The organism is Citromicrobium bathyomarinum (assembly GCF_038594605.1).
Taxonomy (GTDB): Bacteria; Pseudomonadota; Alphaproteobacteria; order Sphingomonadales; family Sphingomonadaceae; genus Alteriqipengyuania; species Alteriqipengyuania bathyomarina_B.
Genome location: NZ_JBCFZM010000001.1, coordinates 1,108,294 through 1,128,518 on the forward strand (window position 1 = coordinate 1,108,294; position 20,225 = coordinate 1,128,518).

Consider the following 20,225-nt stretch of genomic DNA (forward strand, 5'->3'; position numbering starts at 1 on the left):
TGGATGAGGGGGCTTTTTTTCGCCTGCTCGCTGCGCCATGTACTTCTCAGGGAATGCGGAGCTATTCATGAAAAAGGCGATTTTCATCACCGGCGGGGCGTCGGGCATCGGGCGCGCCATTGCGCAGCGGTTTGCGAAGGGCGGCTGGTTCGTCGGCCTCGGCGATGTCGACCAGAAGGGCATGACCGAAACCCAGCACGAGATCGGCCTGGGCTTCAGCTTCAGCCACAAGTTCGATGTGCGCGACCGCGATGCATGGGACGAAGCGCTGGGCGCTTTCGCCATGGCCGCAGGCGGACGGATCGATGTGGTCGCCAATAATGCGGGCATCCCGCTGGGCGGCACGCTCGACCAGAACAGCGTCGAGGAGATCGAACGCTGCCTCGATATCAACCTCAAGGGTGTGCTCTTCGGCGCACAGGCGGCGTTGCCCCACCTGAAGAAAACTGCGCCGGGATCATGCCTGCTCAACACCGCCAGTGCAGCGGGGATTTATGGCACAGCGGGCGCGAGCGTCTATTCGGCGACAAAGTTCGGCGTACGGGCGATCACCGAAAGCCTCGACGGCGAATGGGCCTCGCACGGCATCAAGGTCCGCTCGATCATGCCGAGCTTCATCGAAACCCCGCTGATCGATCAGGTACCCAACGCGCAGAGCAACGAAGCGATTCGCGACCGCGTGCTCGCCGCCGGGCTCGAGATCACGCCCGTCGCCGATGTCGCCGAGGCCGCGTGGGACGCGGTGCATGGCGACAAGCTGCACACGCTGGTGGGCAAGACCTCCAAGCGCCTCCACTTCGCATCGCGCTGGCTGCCGGGTAAGGTGCGCAAGCAAACGCGCGCCCGGGCAGAGGGCCCGATGGGGGGCGGTTAGTTCGGCAGTTCCCTATCGCGAACCATACACCTCCCAGGCGGGGTGGGAGGTCCGGCCGGAGAAAACTAAAGCGCGTTGATCGCTTTCGCCATTTCGACATCGCGTTGCGACAGGCCATCGGCATCATGCGTGGTCAGCGCGATTTCCACGGTGTTGTAGACATTGGACCATTCGGGATGGTGGTCGTGCCTCTCGGCGAGCAGCGCGACCCGGCTCATGAAGGCCCATGCCTCGCTGAAATCGGCGAACTTAAAGGTCCGCTCGATCGCGTCGCGGTCGCTCGCCATCGACCATCCGTCGAGTGCGGACAGCCAGTTCTTGCGTTCGCTCTCGCTCAGTTTCTCAACTGCCATCACAGATCCTTCCTTGCCGCATGATATTGCCGTTGGCCGGGCTCTCGCCTAACCCGCACGGCCATGCAAGCCCGCCTCTCTGCCACGGACCTCGCCTGCAGACGTGGCGAGCGCCTGCTGTTCCGCAAGCTGACGCTCGATCTGCGCCCCGGCGACATGCTCGAGATCCGCGGGCCCAATGGCGTGGGCAAGACCAGCCTGCTGCGCATCCTTGCCGGGCTCGCGGAGCCTTTCGCGGGCGAAGTGCAACGCAAAGGCGAAGTCGGACTGGTGGATGCCAGGCATGCGCTCGATCTGGATCGCAGACTGGGGGACACACTCAATTTCTGGGGACGGCTGGACGGGTGCACGGACCCCGCAGCCGCCATCGCCGCGACCCAGATCGAAACCCTGCTCGATATTCCGGTCGGCTACCTTTCGACCGGACAGAAGCAGCGCGCGGCGATCGCGCGGTTGCTGGCCCGCCATCGCCCCATCTGGTTGCTGGACGAGGCTTTTGCCGGGCTCGACACTGCCGCCCAGGGCATGCTGGCGGACCTGGTCCGGGAGCATTGCGAGACAGGCGGGCTCTGCGCGTTCGTGTCGCACCAGCCGGTTGACCTGCCCGCCCGGGTGCTCGATCTGGCGGGGTACGCGGCGTGAGAACCTTTGCGATCCTGCTGCGCCGCGATCTGGCGATCCTGCTGCCGGGCGGAGCGCGCGGCTCTGCCTTCCTGCCCCTCATCTTCTTCCTGCTGGTCGCGGTGCTGTTCCCCTTCGCGGTCGGGCCCGAACCCACACTGCTCGCGCGGACCGGCGGCGGCGTGCTGTGGATTGCAACGCTGCTCGCCAGCATCCTCCCCCTCGACCGGCTGGTTGCCGCAGACCGCGAGGCTGGCGTATTCGATCAACTACGCCTGCGCGGCATCAGCGAAGAGGTGGCGATGACCGCGCGTCTGCTCGCCCATTGGCTGTGTTTCGCACCGCTGATGATCCTCGCCACCCTGCCCGCCGCCGCATTGCTTTCACTGAGCGGCGAAACGCTGGCGCGGCTTGTGGTGAGCCTCATCGCAGGCACGCCGGGGCTTGCCGCGATCGGCCTGATCACCGCCGCATTGCTCGCTAGCTTGCGTGCAGGTACCGCGCTTGCTGGCTTGTTGCTCGCCCCGATTGCCGTACCGCTGGTGATTTTCGGTGCCGGACATCTGGCGCGCGACGACCTGTCCGGCGCTCTGTTCGCTGGCGCATTCAGCCTGGTGTTGTGCGCAATAGCGCCCTTCGCCGCCGCGGCTGCGATCCGGGCTGCGAGGGATTAGAAGAGCCGTCGACGGGTCAATAAGGCGGCTTGTCGCGGCCCGTCGGGCTGAGGGTGAAGATTTCCACCCCATCCTCGGTAATGCCGAGCGAGTGCTCGAACTGCGCGGAGAGCGACTTGTCGCGGCTTACCGCCGTCCATCCGTCGCCGAGCACTTTGGCCCACGGCTTGCCCGCGTTGAGCATCGGCTCGATCGTGAAGAACATGCCCGGCTTCAGTTCAGGGCCCGTGCCCGCGACGCCCACATGGACCACTTCGGGCGCGTCGTGAAACAGCCGCCCCAGCCCGTGCCCGCAAAATTCGCGGACGACGCCGTAGCGGTGCTGCTTGGCATGCGCCTCGATCGCGGCGCCGATATCGCCAAGCCGCGCACCGGGCTTCCCGGCTGCTTCGATGCCGATCATCAGCGCCTCGTGCGTCGCCTCGACCAGCTTCTTCGCCTTCAATGGCGGGTCGCCGGCGAAGAACATGCGGCTGGTGTCGCCATGCCAGCCGTCGAGCAGCGGGGTCACATCGATATTGACGATATCGCCGTCCTTCAGCGTCTTCTCGCTCGGGATGCCGTGGCAGATCACGTGGTTGATCGAGATGCAGCAGCTGTGCGTGTAGCCGCGATATCCCAGCGTCGCCGGGACCGCGCCCGCATCGAGCATCATGCCCCGCACCGCATCGTCGATACTGGCGGTCGTCACGCCGGGCTGCACCAGTTCGGGCATCGCATCGAGGATGTCGGCGGCCAGCCGCCCGGCCTTGCGCATGCCTTCGAACCCTTCGGGCCCGTGCAGCTTGATCGTGCCGTCGCGGTAGACTTCGGTTTCGCTGTCGATGGTCTGATATTCGTTCATGGCGCGCTAGATACGCACGAAGCGGCCAAAAAGCGAGATCAAGAAACGAAATCCTCGCGATAGCGCGGCTTCACCGCCTCGCGGATCGCATCGTCGACGCTCAGCTCGACCTCGTAATCGCCCTCAACATATGGCCCGGCGACATAGGGCGCGGCGTACAGCATCACCCGGTCGAACTTCTTGCCGTTGGAGAGCAGGACGAGCTCCAGCTCTTCGATCTCGGGACACCGATTGAAGGTGTCGTCGCCCTCATCCAGCTCGCCGCCGCGCCGCGCCATGCGCTGTGAATCGAGCGCGTTGCAGTATCGCTCCCCCAGCGCCTTCTCCAGGGCATCCTGAGATTCGAACAGCATGATGGGTTCGAGCAGGCGCTGCGCGCCTGAATGCCACAGCACGCTGGAAAGACCGTAATTGCCGTGCGCTCCGCCAAAATAGGTCGCACCGTTTTCAATCAGGCTCAGCCAGTCATCGGTCTGCCCGGCGAGCTTCCATTCGATGGTGACCATGTAGCGGTTGTAGGGGAAACCTTCTTCGCGCGCTTCCTGGCTCGCTTCGCGGGCCGCGCGCTGCAGGTCGGCCTCCTCGCGGTTCGCCTGTTGGTCGAGCCTGTCCCTGAGAGCAGGCACCGAGCCGAGTGTTTCGGGATAGGAGAACGAGAAGGCGTAAAGGTCGCTCTCTTCCGAAATCTCGCGCGCGGTTGCAGTATCGCCGGCCCCGGCACCCTCGCCAGAGGTCGCGTCGGTAGCGGTGCCGCCATCCTCCACGCCCGCCTCGCGCTCGAGCTCCTCGGGCGAGGTGCAGGCGGCGAGTCCGAGCAAGCCAGCTATCAGAAGCTTCGCGAAACTTCCGGTCATTATGGCACAATTCCCTTTCAACGACGCGATTCCGGTTGAGCATGCGCGCCATCCTCGCCATGCACAATATAATGACAAAGACTGCTTTGATAGAGGCCGATAAGGGCCAGAACGCGATCGACCTCCACCTCGTCAACGATGCAGGCTTCGCCGAATGGGCACGCAAGCTCAGCGATACGCAGCGCGCGATGCTCGATGCACAGGGCTTTACCGGCAAGGGATACGAGACCGCAATCGTCCCCGCCACGCCCGGCAACGGCGCACCATGGTTCGCAGTGGGCGGTGTCGCCAACCCCGAGGATCTTTCGAGCTGGTGCCTTGCGCGGCTCGCCGAAGTGCTGCCTGCGGGCACCTATCGCCTGCAGGGGCGAGAGCCCGGGCCCGCGCTGCACGGCTGGCAGACTGCACAATACAAGAACCTCGCCTATCGTAGCGATGCCGAGCCGACCGGCGCGAAGATACTGCTGACCAAGGACGCCAATGCGATCGAGCCCGCCATCGCGGAGGCGCAGGCGGTCACTCTCGTCAAACGGCTGGTCGACACGCCGCCCGAAGATATGGGCCCCGCCGCGCTCGAAGAAGAGATCGAGGCGATGGCCAAGGCGCATGACGCGAAACTGGAAGTGACGCGCGGCGATCAGCTGGAACAGAAGTACCCGCTGGTCCACGCGGTCGGCCGCGCTGCGGCGCGCCATCATGCGCCGCGCATCATGCATCTGACGTGGGGCAAGAAAGACGCGCCGGTGCTGGCAATCGTCGGCAAGGGCGTCACCTTCGATTCGGGCGGTCTCGACATCAAGTCGAGCGCCGGCATGGCGCTGATGAAGAAGGATATGGGCGGCGCAGCCCATGCCATCGCGCTCGCCAAGCTGGTGATGAGCCAGAACCTGCCAGTCCGACTGCACCTGCTGGTACCCGCGGTCGAGAATGCGATTTCGGGCAATGCTCTGCGCCCCGGCGACATCGTGAAGAGCCGCAAGGGCCTGACTGTCGAGATCACCAATACCGACGCCGAGGGCCGCCTTATCCTGGCCGACGCGCTCGACCGGGCGAGCGAGGAAAACCCCGAGCTCATGATCGACTTCGCCACGCTGACCGGCGCGGCGCGCGTGGCGCTGGGGCCGGACTTCCCCGCGCTGATGACGCGGCGCGACGAAACCGCCGAGGCGCTGATCGCGGCGGGCAAGAGCCACGACGACGAGCCGTGGCGTCTGCCGCTCCCCGGGATTTACCGTGAATGGCTCGATTCCCCGCTCGCCGACTGCATCAACGCGCCCAAGAACGGTTTTGCGGGCGCGAGCGTGGCGGGGCTGTTCCTCGACCAGTTCGTTGGCGAGGATATCGACTGGGCCCATTTCGATACCTATGGCTGGCGCCCGACCGCCAAGCCGGGGCGCGCGAAGGGTGGCGAGGCCTACGGTTTGCGGGCGAGCTGGCACATGCTGCGCGCGCGTTTCGGGGCATAATCGCCGATGCACGAAACACCCGAACCGCTGCGAGGTTGTTTGCGCGGCGACAGCGGGCTAAGCGCGCATGCTAGACAAATGACAATCGACGCGCCCCAGTGAACGATCCCCACACCAATGCCCCGCAGGCTCATCCCGTCCAGCAAGACGATCTCGGCCTGACCGGCCCTGTCGTCTGGCCGGCCAAGGGCACGCTGCCGCTGCGGCGCGACCTTGCGCATATCGAACTCGCCCCGCGGTTTCTCGTCGCGCATTATGCGGTGCCTACCGCCATGCATATCGGCGAGGCGCCTGCGGAGCTGATCCGTTCTACCAAGGGCGAAGCCGATGTGATCGCCAGGCTTGAGCCCGGCTGTGCGTTCCAGGCGCTCGACGTGACGACCACGTGGGTGTGGGGCTGCCTGGGGCCGGACGGGCCTTCGGGCTACGTAAAGCGCACCGCATTCGCCTGATGGCCCGGTGACATGACCACGCCGGTATTCATCGACGGTGCTGCGGGCACCACGGGGCTCGAAATCGTGGAGCGGCTGACGGCCCATCCGCATTTCGAACCGGTCGTGCTGGACGAGGCGCGGCGCAAGGACGCGCACGCCCGGCGCGAAGCGCTCAACGACAATCCTTTCGCAGTCCTGTGCCTGCCCGACGATGCCGCGCGCGAAGCGGTGGCGCTGGTCGATCCGGCGAGCACGACGCGGATCGTGGATGCGTCGTCCGCCCACAGGGTGGCCGACGGCTGGACCTACGGTTTTCCAGAGGTGATCGGCCGCGCTTCGATCGCCGAGGCAACGCGCGTCGCCAATCCGGGCTGCTATCCCACCGGCTTCATCGCGCTGGTCGCGCCGCTGGTGCGCGCCGAGCTGCTGCCTGCGGATTGGCCCTTCACCGTCAACGCCGTCAGCGGCTATTCGGGCGGCGGCAAGGCGCTGATCGAGCGGTTCGAAGCGAACCCCGGCATCGCATTGCGCACCTACGGCCTGACGCTCGATCACAAGCATCTGCCCGAAATGCAGCGGCATGCCGGGTTGGAGCATTCCGTCCTCTTTGCGCCTTCGGTCGTGCCGGCGTTTCGCGGCATGCTGGCCGAGGTTCCGCTCCATCTGGGCGCGATGCGGACCGATCCGCGAGCCTATGCCCTGCGCGATGCGCTAAGCGAATTCTACAGCGATTCCGATGTCGTGCATGTCGTCCAGGAGGACGACACTGCCGAACTGCTGATCGATCGCGACGCCGCACCGTGGGACGGAATGGAGCTGCGCGTGTTCGGAAACGAGGGTGGCTGGAACGCGCGGCTGATCGCGGTGCTCGACAACCTCGGCAAAGGCGCCAGCGGCGCCGCGATCCAGAACCTCAACCTAATGGCCGGCTTTCCTGAAACTGCTTCGCTGCACGTGCGGTAGGTTACAATCGGTCTGCAAACCGCCTTTTCCACGTAAAAAACTTGCCCCTTTATCGCAGTGCAACATTACAGTAGGCTCCCTGTAACAACGCGCCGACTCGTGTCGGCCAGGTTCTTCGGAGGACAGCTCTCGCGGTGAAAAAGATCGAAGCGATCATCAAGCCCTTCAAACTCGACGAAGTGAAGGAAGCTCTCCACGAGGTTGGCGTATCGGGGATCACCGTCACCGAGGCCAAGGGCTTCGGGCGACAGAAGGGCCACACCGAGTTGTATCGCGGCGCCGAATACGTCGTCGATTTCCTGCCCAAGGTGAAGCTCGAGGTCGTCGTACCCGATGCCCTCGCCGAAAGGACCGTGGAAGCCATCTCTTCCGCCGCACAGACCGGCCGCATCGGCGACGGCAAGATCTTCGTCTCGACCATCGATTCCGCGTTGCGAATCCGCACCGGCGAGCGCGACGACGACGCCCTGTAAGCGCCTCCGGGCAACACTACTCTCCACCATCCGAAAGGAGCATCATGTCAACTGCCAGCGACGTCCTGAAACAGATCAAGGAAGAAGATATCGAGTGGGTCGACCTGCGATTCACCGACCCCAAGGGGAAATGGCAGCACCTGACCATGGTCGCCGGCATCCTGACCGAGGACGAGCTGGAAGATGGCCTGATGTTCGACGGATCGTCGATCGCGGGCTGGAAGGTCATCAACGAGAGCGACATGATCCTGCGGCCCGACCTGTCGCGGACCTATATCGATCCGTTCAGCGCGACGCCGATGATGATCATCTTCTGCGACATCGTGGAGCCCAACACGGGCGACTGGTACGCACGCGATCCGCGCACCACCGCCAAGCGCGCTGAGAACTATCTCAAGTCGACCGGTATCGGCGACACCATCTATGTCGGTCCCGAAGCCGAATTCTTCATGTTCGACGATGTGCGGTTCGAAGACGGCTATGCGGGTTCGGGCTTCGCGATCGACGATGTCGAACTGCCGACCAATTCCGGCAAGGAATATGAATCGGGGAACATGGCCCATCGTCCGCGCGCAAAGGGTGGCTATTTCCCCGTCGCTCCGGTCGACAGCGCCGTCGACATTCGCGGCGAAATGGTCGCGACGATGATCGAGATGGGCCTGAACTGCGACAAGCATCACCACGAGGTGGCTGCGGCGCAGCACGAGCTGGGCCTGACCTTCTCGACGCTGGTCGAAACCGCCGACCAGATGCAGATCTACAAGTACGTGGTGCACCAGGTTGCCCATGCCTACGGCAAGTCCGCCACCTTCATGCCCAAGCCGATCAAGGAAGATAACGGCAGCGGCATGCACACCCACATGTCGATCTGGAAGGATGGCGACCCCACCTTCGCTGGCACCGGCTATGCCGGGCTGTCCGACAATTGCCTCTATTACATCGGCGGCGTCATCAAGCACGCCAAGGCGCTGAATGCCTTCACCAACCCGACCACCAACAGCTACAAGCGGCTGGTGCCGGGCTTCGAGGCACCGGTGCTGCTCGCCTATTCGGCGCGCAACCGCTCCGCCTCCTGCCGCATTCCCTATGGTGCGGGCGACAAGGCGAAGCGCGTGGAGTTCCGCTTTCCCGATGCGATGGCCAACCCCTACCTCGCCTATTCGGCGCTGCTCATGGCGGGCCTCGACGGGATCCAGAACAAGATCCACCCGGGCGAAGCGATGGACAAGAACCTCTACGACCTGCCGCCGGCAGAACTGGCGGACGTGCCGACCGTTTGCGGCTCGCTTCGCGAAGCACTGATCGCGCTGGAGGAAGACCACGAGTTCCTGCTGAAGGGCGACGTGTTCACGAAGGACCAGATCGAAGCCTACATCGAACTGTTGTGGGAACAGGTCGTCCGTCTCGAAACCACGCCCTGCGCGGTCGAATTCGACATGTACTACAGCGCGTAACCCGCGCCGATCTCAACCGATCACAAGAAGGGCCGCCAGAGAGCAATCCGGCGGCCCTTTTTCTCGACACCAGATCGGCTCAGCGCGGCTTGAGCATTCCGCGCGCACCGGTGGCGACGAACGCCCCGACCAGGGTCATTCCCATGACCAGTGCGACCACCAGTTTGGCGTCGAATGCAGGGCCGATGCCGTTCATCGCAAACGCGCTCCACACCAGCAACGTCACCACGACAAGCGCGCCGGCCACGCTCGCCCCTTCGAGGCTCACCTGCCGCATCAGCTCGTCCTGATATTTCCAGCTCTTCACCGTCAGGAACCCGGCCACCGCCAGCGCCGCAAGCACGCTCGCCACCGCGATTTCCACCGAGATCGCACCGCCTGTTCCGCTATTGGCGAGCACGATCATCATCGCTCCGAGAACGACATTGGCGAGCGAGCTGCCGAGCAGCGCCCCCCTGCTCTCAACCAGTTCATCGCTATCTTCGACATTGAGCACCTTGGAACCCGCGCGTGGCATCAGCGTGCCCAGGCCCACCATCAGCCCCATCGCCAGATAGGCAAGGCCCACACCGGACAGGATCACAGCAGAATCGCCGGTCTTGGCTGCATCCGTCCAGCGGAGCAGCAATGTTACGCCGAACGCGCCCGCGACCGCGCCGAACAACGCCGAAACGAGCATCTTCTTGCGAGGATCGGGCGACGACTTCTTCAGGCTCGGGTTCATGGGTTTTTCTCCGGTGTCCAATCGTCGATAAAGAGGTCAGGCACCGCCACCTCGAACAGCTTGGCCATTCGCAATGCCAGCGGGAGAGAGGGATCGTATTTGTCGGTTTCGACCGCATTGATCGTCTGCCGCGACACGCCGAGCCGCCGGGCAAGCTCGCCCTGGCTCCAGCCTGCGCCCTCACGGTAGAATTTGACGCGGTTCTGCACCGGCACCGACCTCCATACAGCGCGACTTGCCGCGCCTGACAAGAGATCTTTACAGTCAAGAACTCTTGTCAGTCAAGAGCTCTTGTCAGGCCTGCGTTCGGCCGCCTCAGGCCGTACCGTTGAGGAACTTGTAAACCGGGCGGAAACCCAGGGGGCCGCGTTTCACCCGTGCTTCTGCGGCGGCGACCGCCTTGGGATAGATCGTGTTGAACAGGTGGTGGAAGGTCGCGTCCCAGCTGTATTCGCGCTCCACCAGCGCGCGCGCCTCGCGGCCCATCGCAGCGGCGCGATCGGGCCAGATGTTTATCACTGCCTGGGCGATTGCCTGCGGGTCGTGCGCGGGGACCAGTTCGCCGTTCTCGGGCGAGACACGGCTCGGCATGGCGCCCGCATCGACGCCGATCACCGGGAGCCCGCAGGCCTGCGCCTCGATCACCGAGATGCCGAAGGTCTCGCTCGCCATTGCCGAGACGTAGATGTCGGACGAGGCCAGCGCCCGCGCCAGTTCCTCCCGATCGTCGAGGAAGCCTGGGAACACCACGTTCATGCCTTCCGAGGCTTCCTTCAGCTCTTCGGTCAGCTTGCCGTCGCCCATCATGACCAGCCCGGCATCCAGTTCGCGCGGCAGCTTGCGGAACATCTCGATCAGCTGATCCGCGCCCTTCTCATAGTCGATCCGCCCGGCATAGATCAGCAGCGGGCCGGTTGTATGCGCCAGCCCCATCTCCGCGCGAAACCCGGGGTCCGCCTTGGTCGGACTGAAGATATCGGTGTGAACGCCCAGCGTCAGCATATCGACATCGTGCACCTTCATCCGCTCGAGCGTGGGCAGGCTCACGTCGCTCAGCGCGTAGACCTCGTCGAATTCGCGATAGGTGATCTCGCCATAGCAGCAGGCCTGCCAGCGCCAGAAGCGCGCGAGCTGCGGGCCGAACAGCTTGACGGCGACGCGGTGGACCTGCGCTTCGGGAAAATCGGTGTGATAGCCGGCCACCAGCGCGGTGCCGGGATGGCGGCGGCGGTGGTTGATTGCCGTCCACGGCAAGATCCACGGGCAAGGCGACTCGATAATGTCCGGGAGATACTGTTCCAGCACCTCGCGGACCGGCCCGGTCTTGGTGATGAAGCGATAATTCGGGCTGTTCTCGATCCCCTCGGCGGCAATCTCGCACCAGATCGATCGGCCATTATCGACCACCTTCGTCTCGGGTCCGGGCACGATCTGGAGCAGGCGGTGGCCGGTGTTTTCCAGCACGTAGCGGCGCTTTTCCTTCAGGTAGGTGCTGATGCCCCCGCCGCCGCGCGGGGAATAGCTCTGCGTCAGGTCGCACACCAGCAGCTGTTCGGGAGTGGTAGCCATGTTACGTCGCTCGAAATCTCGTGAAGGGCGCTCGCGGATTGCGCGCGCAAATGATGCGTGCAGGCCAGATAGTCCATGCGCGGCCATGCTGCCACTCGCAAACATCAAGGTGTGTTGCACTGACGCAACGCGCACGGGGCGAGCGGCATCTGATGCCTGCGATTACCGGGCGCGATCAATAATCGCGGCTCGCCTCCACCGAAACGCCATTTCGCCCGACGGTCGAGACCGATGCCAGCAATGAAAGCCAGCTGGTAATGCGGAACTCCGCATCGGTCGCGCTGTAGCCCTGCCCGTCCGTTATCAGTTCCACATAGAAGCGGCGCCCGATATTCTTGCCCAGTGCGATCGCCGTGCCCCGGTCGAGCACCGGATCTGCGGAGACGATCCGCAACCGGTCGAGCCCGATGGCGCTGCGCAGTTGGTTGATGGGATCGAGCCCACCCCCGCCGCGCAAGGACGCGACCGCCGCCCCCAGTTGCAGCGCGTCGGTGGCCGACAGGCTGGTGATCGATCCGCCGAACAGCAGGCGGGCGAGGATTTCCTCGTCCGGAAGTGCGGGGATCGAGCTGAAGTCGATCTGCGGGTCCATCGCGTTGCCGGTAATGTTGACGGTCACCGAGATGCCGTTGCTGTCGGTCTGCGCTTCGATGTCGAGACGCGGATCGATCGCGCGGCTTTCGTCGAATTCGATCCGCCCGCGCTCGACCTCGAAGCGCGCACCCGCGAAGGTATAGTCGCCGCGGATCAGATTGGCCTCACCGCCGATCCGCATCTCGTCGGTCGTGCCGCGCACGCGCACATTCGCGCTCCATTCACTGTCGAGGCCCATGCCGTCTACATCCACCCGGCTCGGCGCACGGGCATCGATCAGGAAGCGCCACGGGGCACCCGGCGCGGCAGGCTGGTAGCGATCGCGCGGAAGGTTGATCTCACGCGTCGGGATCGACGGGATCTTGGTCGATTCCGCCGCGGTCCCGAGCCGCCAGCTCGCCCGCTCGACAAGCAGCCGCCCGGCAATCGTACCGCCCGATCCGTTGGAGACGATCCGCAGAGGCCCGGTCACCGTGGCGACCAGCCCCCGCGCATTGACGAGCTGCGCATTGCGCGCGCCCGCGCGCAGGTCGATCTCGGGCCCGCGACCGGAGCCGAGATTGGCGAGATCGACCACGCCGCTTCCATTGACCACCCCGCCGTTGGGAGCGGTGCCGCGGAAGGAATTGATCCGCAGCCGGGAGCCCGCGAAGTCGCCCCGCACGCTCGCATTGCGGATATCGGTGCCGGAGATCTGGCTCTGCACGCGCAGCTCGTCGCTCGAAAGCGATCCGCGAACGCGCGGATCGGTCAGCGTGCCGCGCACGTCCGCCGCGATGGCGACCGGGCCGGAGAAGTCCAGCAGGTCGATCGCGGCGAGCCGCCAGAGCGACTGCGCAGGCCCACGATACCGCAACTGCGCGAAAAGGTCGCCGCGCTGCAACCGCTCGACGACGCTGCCATCGCGCGGCAGATCGGAGATCAGCGCTTGGATGCGACCGCCCTGCGTGCCGTTATCGGCAAGAACCGCGCGCATCTGCAGGCGGTCCGCGTCCAACTCCGCAGCCATCGACAGGTCGATCGGACGCGAGGCGAGGATCAAGCCGGACCGGGTGAAATTATCCACCTTCACGCGCGCTTCGCCTGTGGGCACACCACCTTCTGGCGCGGCATAGGTAATCGTGCCCGACATCGTCCCGCCCAGCCCCGCGTCGCCCAGCGCGATGTCGGCGAGCGAAAGGGGAATGTCGCGGACGTTCAGATCGAGCCTGGTCGTGTCGCCGCCCAGCTGCCCTTCGGCGATCACGAAGCCATCGCCATAGCTTATCTGCGACCGCTGGAGGCTCCAGCCGCCACCGTCGACATTGGTGAGCACCGCCCGTCGCGGCATCGTCAGCTCGCGCCCGGCCAGATTGCCGCGCGCGGCAATTGCAATCCTGTCCGGTGCGACATCGGCGGCGAGTTGCAGGGCAAAACCGCGACCACGCCGCCCTGCCACGGCGGCATTCACATTGCCGCGACCATTCACCAGCTCTGCATCGGCGGTCAGACGCCCGATAAAGAGCGTACCGAACCGGATACCCTGCGCATCCGCCTCGCCCCGGATGGTCGTGTTGCCATCCGCGATCAAACCGCTCGCGTCGATATCGGCGATCGCGATCTCCACTCCGCTCGCACCGCCGAAGCTGGCATCACGCGCAGCGAGCTTCACGTCGAACGCCTGCCCTCCATCGCGCGGCGCGAGCGAAATCGTGCCGTCGAGCCCGCCGCCGATCAGCGCCAGATCTCCGCTTGCTGCGCCGTCGCCAAGGATAATGTCGCCGGTCACCTCGGTTTCGGACACCGTCAATGTCTCGACCGCCAGCCGTGTGGGGCCGCCTGCCGGAGAATAGAGGCCGAGATCGCCCGCGAACGGACCGAGCAGCGATTCGCCCTCGGTCTCGATAGCGAAACCTTCCTCAATCGGGCTGATCGCCACTCGCACGTCGCGCAAACCGGCGGCGGGGAGCGGTTCGGCAAATACCAGCACCGCTTCGGGCCCGCGATCGGTCAGCGAGGCCTCGACCGTGAACGGCCCGTAATCGGCCTGCCGCCCTCTGCCCGCGACCCGCGTGGTGCCGGGCGCGACTTGCCCGTCGATCAGCAGTTCGAGCTTGCGCGAATCCAGCCTCACCTGCCGGAAATCGATGGGGGCATTCTGCGCGAGCGAGACACCGCCTGAAAAGTCGATCATCGGCCCCGCCAGATTGGCGAGCGTATCATTGGTGACCCGCGGAACCTGTCCGCGGACATCGGCGGCGAGACGCCAGGCGCCATCATACACGAAGTCGATCGTGCCGCCTGCGTTCACCCGCCCGACCTGTTCGAACATCAAACCGTTGACGGCTGCGGGCCCACGCACCTGCCAGCGGTTGGCGGGAATATTGCCCTGCAGGGAAAGCTGCGCGCTCGCATCGGGGAAATTGATCCGCAGCGCGTCGGACAAAAGCTCGCGCCCGGTAAAGACCAGTCGCCCATCGACGGTCCCGTTGACGAGCCGCGGGTCGGCCAGATCGTTGCCTGTCGCGATCCGGCCAATGGTGGCGTCGAGCGGGATGACCCAGCGGCTGCCATCGTAAGTTGCGGTGCCTTCCTGCGCGATGTCGGTGAGGCTGGTCGTCCCGGCCGAGAAGCGGTTTGCAACCAGCCGGAAGGGGATCGAAAGGTCGCGGAAGCTGCCGTCGATCGTCCCGGTGGCCTCGGCGCCCTCGAACCGGAAGCTGTCACCGAACAGCTGGGGATCGCGTAGCGTCGCGGCGAATTCGACATTGTCGGCCTCGTTGTCGGCCAGATCGGCGGCACCCTCCGCGATCAGGCTGATGCCCTGCCCCAGCAGTTCGAAGCGCCCGTCGACCACACGGTCGGCAAAGGTGCCGGCCGCCTCGATACGGGTGTCCGGGCCGAGCGCGCGTTGCGGGATGCCGGTCAGGAAGGGCGACGTGTCGGCCTGCCCATTTATCCCATAGGTACCGTCCTCGAGGCTCAGCTTGAAGCGCGCGAGCGATTCCCCGTTGCGGTTGACCGCCAGATCGCCCGCCCACTCACTCCATGTGCCGTCACCGTCGAGCCGCGCGACATAGTCGCCATCGAGGTTCGCGAAGCTGGTGAGGACGCCGCCTGCAGGCGCGTCTATCCGCAGATCGGCGTCGAACACGTCCCCATCGGGCTCGGCGACCAGATCGAGCACCAGCCGGTCGCCTTCGCCGAAGCGCCCGTTCGCCTTTACTTTCGCCCGCCCGTCGCGGATATCCGCACTACCGACGAGGTTGACCACCCGCTGCTCGTCGCCCGCGATACCGGGAGCGAGCACGAAATCCTCCAGATTGAGGCGATCGATCCGTATGTCGAACCCGGGCAGCACCGGGGAGTCGGGATCGCCGGGAATAAGCTCGGGCAGGCGCAGCAGCCGGCCCCGCTCAGCCTCCAGCGACCGTATATCGAGCGTGTTGCTCGCAAAGGCGAAAGGTCGCCAGTCGATCTCCGCGCGCGGCAAGGTGAAGAAGACGCCCTGGGGATCGGCGAGCGCGAGATCGTGGATCACCGCATCGTCGAAGATATTGCCTTCGATCCGCCCGATCGAGATACGCAGACCCGATGCGGGCTCGATATTCTCGATCTGGTCGACGATCCAGCGCTTGCCGACCGGGGTGTTGAGACCGAAGATGAGCCCCGCCACCAGCACCGCCAGCACCGCAACGATACCGATCGCCCATTTCGCGATCCGACCGCCCACGCTCTTGCGCTGCGGCGGCTGTTCGGCCGCATCGTCTGCAGGCGCAGGGGAAGAAGGCGCAGCCTCGGACATCAGAAGGCCTGGCCGAGCGAGACGTAAACGGCGACGAAGCTGTCGCCCGGGCGCGGCGTGACCGGGAATGCGACGTCGAGGCGCAGCGGCCCGAAGCCGGTCAGATAGCGCACGCCGACGCCCGCACCGATGCGGATATCGTCGAAGTCGGGATATTCCTCGGTCCCGACCGAGCCTGCATCGACGAAGGGCACAACCTGCACCGCACCGTCGAACAGCGGCGTCGGGATGCGCGCTTCGGCGGAGAGTTCGACCAGCGAGCGCCCGCCGATCGGATCGCCCGATTCATCGCGCGGGCCAATCTCGCGGTAGCCGTAGCCGCGCACCGATCCGCCACCACCCGCAAAGAAGCGCCGCGAAGGTGCGATATTGTCGAGCGAAGCGCCGTTGATCGAGCCGAGCCCGACGCGCCCGGCCAGGATCGGGCCGTTGTCGCCGATCTGGCGATAATAGGACGCATCGACCTCGTTGCGCACATAGAAGCTCTGCACGCCCTTTGTGGACGAAACCTCGGGCGAAGCGCGTACGCCGACGCGGAAACCGCTGGTCGGATTGAGGAGATCGTCGCTTGTATCGATCTGGGCATAGCCCGGCAGCGCAGCGACGAAATAGGCCTGCCGCGCCGGTGGGTCGGGATCGGTGCTGTCGCTGTTGTCGATGTCGAAGGCCAGCCGCTCGTCTGATGCGACCAGTTCGAACCCGATCGACCAGCTGAAGGGCTTCTGGAACAACAGCGTCGATAGCTGTTCGTAGGTGCCGATAAAGCCCGCCGTGTCGGCCGCAAACGCGCGGTTGTCGAGCGAGCTGGCAAAGGCGTCGAGCGTCAGGATACGGTCGCGCCCGCCGAAATTGCTCTTGCGGAAGGTGACGCCCAGCAACTGCTCTTGCGTGCCCGCAACGCCGCGAACCCGCAACGCGCCCTCGGGCGGGAAGAGGTTGCGATGTTCCCAGCTGCCGGCGAGCCGGAACCCTTCTTCGGTGCCGTAACCGATCGCGCCCGTAATCGTGCGCAGCTTCGCCTCGGTGAGGCCGACATTCATGTTGACCACGCCCGGCTTGCCATCCGTAGGAGCCTCGTCTTCGACCGGCGTGATCGTGACCGAGGAAACCAGGCCGGTCGCGATGATTGCGCGGCGCAGGTCCAGCTCGAGGTCGCGCTGATAGAGGTCGCCGGGCTCGAACCGGGCGATCGACGCGAGATGATCGCTGGAGAGGAAGCCCGGCTTGTCGGAAACGACGCTGCCGAACACATATTGCCCGTTGGGGCGCACCGGCATGGTCAGATCGCCCTCTGTCCGGGCATAATCGATCAGCAACTCGGGCCCGTCGATCTCCGCGAAGGGGAAGCCGGTATTGCCCAGCGCGGTGTCCAGGTCGCCGCGTTCGCGAAGGATGTCGTAACTGTCGACCGGATCGCCCGGATAGAGATCGAACGCGCGGCGCAGATTTTGCGAATCCGGGGCCTGCGCCAGGTCGCCGAGGTCGATCTCGCCGAAGCGGAAACGCTCGCCCGGCAGGATGTTGAAACGCACCTGCGGCCGCTCGTCGGACCCGTCGATCAGGTTCGGCCCGACCTCGCGGATGACCTCGCCATCGTAGTAGCCATAAGCGCGCAGTAGGCGATTGAGAATCTCCTGATCCTCGCGCGCGCGCGCGCCGAGCTGGCCGACATTGGCTTCCGTATCGCCATAGGCCTCGATCGAAGAGAGCATGGCGAATTGCTCGACGAACTCGCCCTGCTGCGGGAAAGCCCCCGTCTCCGAAGGGAAGGCGAGCGCCAGCTGCTCGGTCAGGTCGATCACGACCGGATCGATCAACAGCGGGCCGGATTCGAGCGGGTTGGCATTGGCGAAATCCGCAGACCCGTCGTCCTCGACCTGCTCGACCGGCGTCAGTTCGAGGGGATCGGGCCAGTCGAGCGTCAGGCCGGGCAATTCGGCCAGCGGGCTCTCGGGCCCCAATTCGATGGTTTCGCCCTCGAACGGGTCGGGCCCGTCGATCGGAGAGGGTTCCTCGGGCGGCACGCCATCGGCGGCCCAGCCCTCGGGATCGTCGAGCGCCTCGTCCGGAATCAGCGCTTCGAGTTCGGCATTCGCGTCGCGGTCTTGCGCAAGCGCAAGGCCGGGCTGGCTTACCAGAGCCACTGCAAGCGCGGACAGGCAGACGCGGCAGGCGATCTTACCGGCTGACTGCGAGAGCCTTGTCGCCGGAGCCCGCAGCAGATGCTGGCTCGTCTCCACGCACGGCGGCCTGGATGAGAGCATCCTGCTCTTCGGTCCCGAGGCGCCGCCATCCGCGCGGGCCGAGCCGTTCGAGCGGGCGGTAGCGGATTTTGTACTGCATACGCGCGGAGCCTTCGACCCAGTATCCGAGATAGACGTAAGGGAGGCCTTCTTCAGCAGCGCGCTGGATGTGATCGAGAATGATGAAGTTCCCAAGTCCGGAACGCACCTCAATATCGGGGTCGTAGAAGCTGTATATCATCGACAGCCCGTCGCCCTGGCGGTCGGTGAGACACGCCCCCACAAGACGCCCAACAGACCCATCGTCCGTTGGTTCCCTGTATTCAACGACATAGCTCGACACGGGCGTATGCTCTACCATATCGGCATAGTCCACCTCATCCATTCGCGTCATCCCCCCTTCGGGATGCCGCTTGGCGAGGTAACTGCGCAGCAACTCGAATTGCTCGGGCGTCGCCCATGGCCGGCATTCGTTGATCACGAGATCGCGGTTGCGCTTGAGGATCCGCTTCTGCGCCTTGGAGGGCGCGAATTCCGAAGTGACCACCCGGACCGACACACAGGCCTGGCAATCCACGCAACTGGGCCGATACGCGACCGTCTGGCTGCGGCGAAAACCGATCCGGCCCAGTGCCTCATTCAGGTGGTCCGCATGCGGGCCTTTCAGCTCCGTGAAGACCTTTCGCTCCGTCCGGCCCGCCAGATAGGGGCACGGCGCGGGGCTGGTGACAAAGAAGCGCGGAAAGCGAACGGGTGCTGTCACGGCTCTACTTTTCGCTCCTGTCGAACGGTTGGATCGTCTGGTCGGCTGATGGATCAGGGTATGCCCGACCCATCGCCATCACAAAAGGGTCTTAACCACGAAGTAGGGTTAACCAGAGCTTATTTTGCACAATTGTGCCGCAGCTCCCCTTATTCCGACAGCTCATTCCAGCTCGATCGTGTGCACCTTGTAGCCCGCGTTTTTCATGTCGGCGACCAGCGCATCGACCTGGCTGCGGTTGCGCGCCTCGCATTCGATATCGGTAATCAGGCCCTTCGCCGGGAGCTTGGTGAACACCCGCTGATGGTAGACCTCGATGATGTTGACGCCGTGCTGTTCGAACAGGCTCGCCAGCTTGTGGAGCGACCCCGGCTGATCCTTGAGCGCGATCCGCAGCCGCGCCAGCCGCCCCTCGCGCGCCAGATCGCGCAGCAGAACGGTCGCAAGCAGACGCGAATCAATGTTGCCACCGCACAAAGGCAGGCCGATCTTCTTGCCCGCGAACTTTTCCTTGTTGGAGAGCACGGCGGCAAGACCCGCCGCGCCCGCGCCCTCGACCACGGTCTTCTCGATCTGCAGCAGCAGCGCGACCGAGCGTTCCAGATCGGGCTCGCCCACCAGCAGGATCTCGTCGACCCGTTCCTTGATGATCGCGCGGGTAAAGGTGCCCGGCTCCTTCACCGCGATACCTTCTGCCAGTGTGTCGCCGCCCAGCGGCAGGTCGTTACCGGTTAGCGCGGAATGCATCGAAGGGAACAGCTCTGCCTCCACCCCGACGATGCGCATGTCGGGCTTCAGCGCGCGGGCGACCGTGGACATCCCGCTGATGAGCCCGCCGCCGCCGATCGGCACCACCATGCAATCGAGCTCCGGCTGGTCTTCGAGCATTTCGAGCGCAACCGTGCCCGCCCCCGCAGCCACATCCGGGTCGTCGAACGGATGGACGAAGGTCAGCCCGCCCTCCTCCTCCAGCGCGCGCGCATGCGCGTAGGCGTCGTCGAAGGTCTCGCCGTGCAGGACGACATTGCCGCCCACCGCCTCGGTCTGCATCACCTTCACCGCGGGCGTGGTGCTTGGCATGACGATCGTCACCGGCACGCCCAGGCGGGTGCCGTGATAGGACAGACCCTGGCTATGATTGCCCGCCGAGGCCGCGATCACGCCGCGCGCCCGCTGCTCGTCGCTCAGCAGAAGCAGAGCGTTGAGCGCGCCACGTTCCTTGTAAGCGGCGGTGAACTGCAGGTTCTCGAACTTGAGCCAGACCTCCGCCCCGGTAATCTGCGAAAGTGTTTTCGAATGCAGCGTCGGCGTATGAACTACCGCATCGCGAATGCGATCATGCGCGGCGCGCACGTGATCGATGGTCAGCAGGGAAAGCGGGTCTTTGGCCGGGTCTGTCATGGGCGGGAGACCTATCGCCGCTTGCCCGTCCCCGCAATAAAAGGTCGCTTGCAGGCGTAAAACTTGTGCCTTGCAGCCGAACGCCGCCACCATTGGCAGCTTCGCGCGTTCGCGTTACGCCCCGAAACGAAACATTC

18 protein-coding genes are annotated in these 20,225 nt (G+C 65.0%); 8 read left to right on the plus strand and 10 right to left on the minus strand.

Annotation, left to right across the window (positions count from 1 at the left end; all coding sequences use genetic code 11):
* The first annotated feature begins 67 nt into the window (after window positions 1–67).
* Window positions 68–874 carry an SDR family oxidoreductase gene (locus tag AAG612_RS05435; protein WP_342507994.1) on the plus strand — a complete coding sequence of 269 codons (807 nt, stop codon included), beginning with the start codon at window positions 68–70 and terminating at the stop codon, window positions 872–874.
* Between the two features lie 65 nt (window positions 875–939).
* Here AAG612_RS05435 and AAG612_RS05440 read toward each other — a convergent pair whose 3' ends face one another.
* Window positions 940–1,227, minus strand: a complete 288-nt coding sequence (locus AAG612_RS05440) for a 4a-hydroxytetrahydrobiopterin dehydratase (RefSeq protein WP_342507996.1) — start codon at window positions 1,225–1,227, stop codon at window positions 940–942.
* A gap of 63 nt (window positions 1,228–1,290) precedes the next feature.
* On the opposite strand from AAG612_RS05440, the gene ccmA reads away from it, so the two are divergent.
* Window positions 1,291–1,869, plus strand: coding sequence for a heme ABC exporter ATP-binding protein CcmA (gene ccmA / locus AAG612_RS05445; protein ID WP_342507998.1), 579 nt, complete (start codon window positions 1,291–1,293; stop codon window positions 1,867–1,869).
* Window positions 1,866–2,522, plus strand: coding sequence for a heme exporter protein CcmB (locus tag AAG612_RS05450; protein ID WP_342508000.1), 657 nt, complete (start codon window positions 1,866–1,868; stop codon window positions 2,520–2,522). Before ccmA ends, AAG612_RS05450 begins: the two co-directional genes overlap by 4 nt.
* Before the next feature lie 16 nt (window positions 2,523–2,538).
* Here the strand turns inward: AAG612_RS05450 and map are convergent, their stop codons facing one another.
* Both map and AAG612_RS05460 read right to left on the minus strand, forming a co-directional pair.
* Window positions 2,539–3,366 (minus strand): type I methionyl aminopeptidase, encoded by an 828-nt coding sequence (gene map / locus AAG612_RS05455; protein ID WP_342508002.1) that lies wholly within the window; start codon window positions 3,364–3,366, stop codon window positions 2,539–2,541.
* 38 nt (window positions 3,367–3,404) lie between these two features.
* Window positions 3,405–4,220, minus strand: a complete 816-nt coding sequence (locus AAG612_RS05460; RefSeq protein ID WP_342508004.1) for a DUF4163 domain-containing protein — start codon at window positions 4,218–4,220, stop codon at window positions 3,405–3,407.
* 71 nt (window positions 4,221–4,291) lie between these two features.
* Between AAG612_RS05460 and AAG612_RS05465 the strand changes: the two genes are divergently transcribed.
* From AAG612_RS05465 to glnA, 5 genes are all read left to right on the plus strand, one after another.
* Complete coding sequence (locus AAG612_RS05465; protein WP_342508005.1) at window positions 4,292–5,686, plus strand: leucyl aminopeptidase family protein; 1,395 nt, start codon at window positions 4,292–4,294, stop codon at window positions 5,684–5,686.
* A gap of 98 nt (window positions 5,687–5,784) precedes the next feature.
* Window positions 5,785–6,138 (plus strand): hypothetical protein, encoded by a 354-nt coding sequence (locus AAG612_RS05470; protein ID WP_342508007.1) that lies wholly within the window; start codon window positions 5,785–5,787, stop codon window positions 6,136–6,138.
* Window positions 6,139–6,150: 12 nt separating this feature from the next.
* Entirely contained in the window at window positions 6,151–7,083 is a 933-nt protein-coding gene (gene argC / locus AAG612_RS05475; RefSeq protein WP_342508009.1) for an N-acetyl-gamma-glutamyl-phosphate reductase, read from the plus strand.
* 134 nt (window positions 7,084–7,217) lie between these two features.
* A complete protein-coding gene (locus tag AAG612_RS05480; protein ID WP_342508011.1) occupies window positions 7,218–7,556 on the plus strand; it encodes a P-II family nitrogen regulator in 339 nt (112 codons plus the stop codon).
* A 44-nt stretch (window positions 7,557–7,600) separates the two neighbouring features.
* Entirely contained in the window at window positions 7,601–9,010 is a 1,410-nt protein-coding gene (gene glnA, locus AAG612_RS05485; RefSeq protein WP_342508013.1) for a type I glutamate--ammonia ligase, read from the plus strand.
* A gap of 79 nt (window positions 9,011–9,089) precedes the next feature.
* On the opposite strand, the gene AAG612_RS05490 is transcribed toward glnA, so the two are convergent.
* From AAG612_RS05490 to AAG612_RS05520, 7 genes are all read right to left on the minus strand, one after another.
* The gene (locus AAG612_RS05490; RefSeq protein ID WP_342508016.1) at window positions 9,090–9,734 is read right to left on the minus strand and encodes a hypothetical protein; all 645 of its coding nucleotides are present in this window, start codon (window positions 9,732–9,734) and stop codon (window positions 9,090–9,092) included.
* Window positions 9,731–9,943 (minus strand): helix-turn-helix transcriptional regulator, encoded by a 213-nt coding sequence (locus tag AAG612_RS05495; protein WP_342508607.1) that lies wholly within the window; start codon window positions 9,941–9,943, stop codon window positions 9,731–9,733. The genes AAG612_RS05490 and AAG612_RS05495 overlap by 4 nt, the downstream gene beginning before the upstream one ends.
* Window positions 9,944–10,049: 106 nt before the next feature.
* Window positions 10,050–11,303, minus strand: a complete 1,254-nt coding sequence (locus AAG612_RS05500) for a glycosyltransferase (RefSeq protein WP_342508018.1) — start codon at window positions 11,301–11,303, stop codon at window positions 10,050–10,052.
* 175 nt (window positions 11,304–11,478) lie between these two features.
* Window positions 11,479–15,681 carry a translocation/assembly module TamB domain-containing protein gene (locus tag AAG612_RS05505; RefSeq protein ID WP_342508020.1) on the minus strand — a complete coding sequence of 1,401 codons (4,203 nt, stop codon included), beginning with the start codon at window positions 15,679–15,681 and terminating at the stop codon, window positions 11,479–11,481.
* Window positions 15,681–17,825 (minus strand): autotransporter assembly complex protein TamA, encoded by a 2,145-nt coding sequence (locus AAG612_RS05510; RefSeq protein ID WP_342508022.1) that lies wholly within the window; start codon window positions 17,823–17,825, stop codon window positions 15,681–15,683. The genes AAG612_RS05505 and AAG612_RS05510 overlap by 1 nt, the downstream gene beginning before the upstream one ends.
* A 34-nt stretch (window positions 17,826–17,859) precedes the next feature.
* Window positions 17,860–18,687: an arginyltransferase gene (locus AAG612_RS05515; RefSeq protein WP_342508024.1), complete on the minus strand. Its 828-nt coding sequence runs from the start codon at window positions 18,685–18,687 to the stop codon at window positions 17,860–17,862.
* A 162-nt stretch (window positions 18,688–18,849) separates the two neighbouring features.
* Entirely contained in the window at window positions 18,850–20,088 is a 1,239-nt protein-coding gene (locus AAG612_RS05520) for a threonine ammonia-lyase (protein ID WP_342508026.1), read from the minus strand.
* Between the last annotated feature and the right edge of the window lie 137 nt (window positions 20,089–20,225).